Below are 2,996 nucleotides of genomic sequence, written 5' to 3'. Positions count from 1 at the left end.
GAAGTCGCCGAGGGCTTCGGAAAAGGGACCCCAGTTGGTTCCAAATTGAAATTCCATGGGAACGCCACTGGCGACGCCGATACCGAAGTTGAGGACGTAGAGTTTAGCCCAAAACCGAGCATGGTGGTAATAGTCGGGGTTACGGGTTCGTAACCAGAGTCCCTCGACGATAACCAGGTAAATGGCCATTCCTGTGGTGAGGATGGGCCAAAGCATATGAAAAATCGCGGTTAAGGCAAATTGTAGCCGCGATAACACTAGGGTGTCTTGGAGAAACTCCATAATCTTAATTCTTGGATGAGGCGTGCAGCGGGTGGGACAATATCTCCCGTATTTGTTATATCGCAAACCTATGGGAAAATGGAACGACGGCTGGTCAAAGATGTCCGAATTTCATCAAAATCTCGCGGGGTTAACTCTTCTTGCGGGCTGAGGATGCAGGATTGGACTGGGTTGATGGCGGTTTAGAGTTAGGGGTCAAGACTGGCATGACCCATGGATGGTCGGGAGGTTCGGGAGGATAGTTTGAGGGGGGTCTAAGGATTTTATTGCGGTATTCTACGGTTGTTGATGAGTTGAATTGACGGTTTTGAGTGGGTGGCGATCGCATCAATCGCCGCACCATTTTTTTGCCTGTTTTACTTGTATTTTTCTTAAAACTATGCTAGTCAAATTCGGTTTTTATCGTCGCAATTCAGGGGGACGCTCAGGGGGAGTGGCACTGGATCTGTTCACGTGGATATTTCTAAATACAGACCGATGAAATAGGACGTTTTTTATCTGAAAGACCCAGCCTAGACAGGGCTTAGCTATAATCAATTGTCTATTCTTAAGGGTCTAGCAGGACTCAGCCATTAGCATGGAGGAGACGAGGCCGGTGAGGTGCGATCGCCATCGGGGGTCGTCTTGGGAGAAGCGCCAAAATCGTCATATTCGAGCCGTTGGGGCAAAACTGAGACGATAAGCATTGCTTAAAAGTTCCCAAATTCCCCGAATTATCTTGATTTTAGCCGTTGAAAGAAGGCAGTTGCACAAGTGTCACAGGCTTAAGGTGGAAGAATGCTGCTAATTTCTAATATGTTTCGGCAACTTGATTGACTTTTGAGAGAGCCAGATATAGACTCAAACCGACACGCTGCGGTAACAAGCCCAATTGAGATCTGACTTTTCAAACACGGTAGCATCATGAAACCCATCCGCACCCCATTTCAAACCATGACAAACATTGTATCGCGATCGCTCGGTCGTACCCTAGCCGCCGGTGCCGGAGCCGCACTCCTCCTCTGGAGCGCTCCTGCTGAAGCCCTCGAAACCATCATCATCCGCTACAACCAAGACGAAGTCACCGTCACCCTCGACGATATCATCAACTTCGGCCGCACGGGAGACCTGCCCGAACTCGAACAACTCTTGATGGACCAAGAAGATCTCCTGCAAGAAGCGGCCGACGACGTGCTGAATGTCTTACAAGACGCTCTGACTGAAGAAGTGCGCTTGAGTTCTCGTTTGCGCCAAGACATCGCCAGTTTCCTCAACAGCAGCACCGGTGAGTTTGTGGTTCTGCAACTCAACCGTGTCATCAGCAACGCTGACGATACCGACGATATCGACTCCTTGCGTAGCGCTCTGATTAACGTCTATGAGACCAACGAGTTTGTCTCCTTCCTGACCCTCCTCGAAGCCTATCCCGACGACGTCGTACGAGTCAATGCCACTGGACTCGAAGGCGTCGTTCGGGATGTCGATCTCTTCGTCAACCAGATTGAACCGGCTCTAAACGTGATTCGCGACTTGTTGCAAGACTTTGTCTGCGAACCTCGCGAGCAAAGCCAGGGGCCTGCCAACAGCGAAAGCGCCTCGACCTTGGAGACGCAGACAGGTCTACAAGTGAATGTCTCTGAGTCTGGCTTAGTCTTAGAACCCTCTGACTCGCAATTTGCTCAAACTCCTGTCCACTAAACCCCAGAGGTTGTTATGTTAAATCAAAATGGTCTCGGCCAGAAGCGTGCTTGCGCCCCCAAGCCATCTGCACCTCGGCGATATTGGGCAACCCTTTGTGGCCTAGGAGCGGGACTGATTGTATCCGCACTGGGAATGGAGCCGGTTACGGCGGCTCAACGTCTAGTGGTCACCTACGGGCCAGCTGATCGTAATATCCCGATCTCACAATTAGAAGAAGTGGCCGCAACTGGAGTCATTCCCCGTGATGCTTCGGTGCTGCGGTTTGTTGCCAATCAAGCCGATCTGACGGGAGAAGAGTTACAGTCAATCTTGACTCAAGAGGTTGGCGTCAGCTTACGATTCATTGACGATGTGACCTATACTCTCCCCGGAGAGTATGTTTTGTTCCAAATGGGACAGGTCTTTCACAACCGCGCCAAGGTCGCAGAAATTCAATCCCTGCGGGCGGCATTTATCAATTCGGTGAGTGATGATGGCCGGATTTCTCTGTTGCAGTTCCTGCAAAACTATCCCACCCCAGACTTGTATATTGATGGTCTGACCTTGGAGGGAAATGCTCGCGATGTGGTTAATGTGGTTAACGACCTTGGCGATCGCCTCGCCGGTCCGATCGCCGTTGCACAAGACTTGATTGATAGTTTCGTCTGTGAACCGGCCCAACGCGACTAATTCCTTGAGATGAGTCGCCACGACTGACTCCAATAATGGACAGTTAAACATGGGCATTTGACCAGCATAAAATGCTAGTTAGAAAAAAGTTTCAGACGTTATTAATGTCCTATCTGTTCTGACTGTATATCTACATAATTCAGAATCCCGATGTTCTAATGTGGAACGTCGGGATTTTTGCCAATTGCCCGAAAAAGGCGATAAATGAACGCCCCTTCCCAGTTCCGGTGTTCCCTGTTCCCAGTTCCGGTGTTCCCTGTTCCCAGTTCCGGTGTTCCCAGTTCCGGTGTTCTCAGTTCCGGTGTTCCCTGTTCCCTGTTCCCTGCAACAAAACTTAAAACGCCAAACCGCCTCAGAAGGCAGAG

Annotated in this window: 3 protein-coding genes; 2 read left to right on the top strand and 1 reads right to left on the bottom strand. The window is 50.2% G+C overall.

Going from position 1 to position 2,996, the window contains the following annotated elements:
* The coding region (locus tag R6U67_RS05900; RefSeq protein WP_410251682.1) for a cytochrome ubiquinol oxidase subunit I at positions 1-282 on the bottom strand (282 nt) is incomplete at its 3' end.
* A 933-nt stretch (positions 283-1,215) separates the two neighbouring features.
* On the opposite strand from R6U67_RS05900, the gene R6U67_RS05895 reads away from it, so the two are divergent.
* Both R6U67_RS05895 and R6U67_RS05890 read left to right on the top strand, forming a co-directional pair.
* Positions 1,216-1,959 (top strand): alpha/beta hydrolase, encoded by a 744-nt coding sequence (locus tag R6U67_RS05895; RefSeq protein ID WP_410251681.1) that lies wholly within the window; start codon positions 1,216-1,218, stop codon positions 1,957-1,959.
* 15 nt (positions 1,960-1,974) lie between these two features.
* Positions 1,975-2,631 (top strand): alpha/beta hydrolase, encoded by a 657-nt coding sequence (locus R6U67_RS05890; protein WP_410251680.1) that lies wholly within the window; start codon positions 1,975-1,977, stop codon positions 2,629-2,631.
* The last annotated feature ends 365 nt before the right edge of the window (positions 2,632-2,996 follow it).

The sequence above is a fragment of the Sodalinema sp. genome (assembly GCF_046483825.1).
Taxonomy (GTDB): domain Bacteria; phylum Cyanobacteriota; class Cyanobacteriia; order Cyanobacteriales; family Geitlerinemataceae; genus Sodalinema.
This window is presented reverse-complemented; position numbering and strand designations above follow the sequence as displayed.